Source organism: Mycobacterium sp. E802, from assembly GCF_001666875.1.
In the GTDB taxonomy this organism is placed as follows: domain Bacteria; phylum Actinomycetota; class Actinomycetes; order Mycobacteriales; family Mycobacteriaceae; genus Mycobacterium.
Genome location: NZ_LZJD01000169.1, coordinates 1 through 590 on the forward strand (window position 1 = coordinate 1; position 590 = coordinate 590).

A 590-nucleotide genomic window follows, 5' to 3' on the forward strand; every position below is an offset into this window, starting at 1 on the left:
GTGATTTCTCGGTCCAAAGGCCAGCCGGTGGAGCTGGTCGACATTGTCATCCCCGATCCGGGGCCCGGTGAGGTGGTGGTCGACATCATCGCCTGCGGCGTGTGCCATACCGACCTGACCTACCGCGAGGGCGGCATCAACGACGAATACCCGTTCCTGCTCGGCCACGAGGCCGCGGGCACGGTCGAGGCTGTCGGTGAGGGCGTCACCAACGTCGAGCCGGGCGATTTCGTCATCCTGAACTGGCGCGCGGTGTGTGGACAGTGCCGCGCCTGCAAGCGGGGCCGCCCGCACCTGTGCTTCGACACCCACAACGCCGCCCAGAAGATGACCCTGACCGACGGCACCGAGCTGACCCCGGCACTGGGCATCGGCGCGTTCGCCGACAAGACCCTGGTGCACGAAGGACAGTGCACCAAGGTCGATTCCGAAGCCGACCCGGCGGTGGCCGGGCTGCTGGGCTGCGGTGTGATGGCCGGCATCGGCGCAGCGATCAACACCGGCGCGGTGACCCGTGACGACACGGTCGCGGTGATCGGCTGCGGCGGTGTCGGCGACGCCGCGATCGCCGGGGCCGCCCTGGTCGGCGC

1 protein-coding gene is annotated in these 590 nt (G+C 69.7%); it reads left to right on the forward strand.

Annotated features, from left to right (window positions below; all coding sequences use genetic code 11):
* On the forward strand, window positions 1–590 hold a 590-nt coding region (locus A5699_RS25045), incomplete at both ends, for an alcohol dehydrogenase catalytic domain-containing protein (protein WP_197508384.1).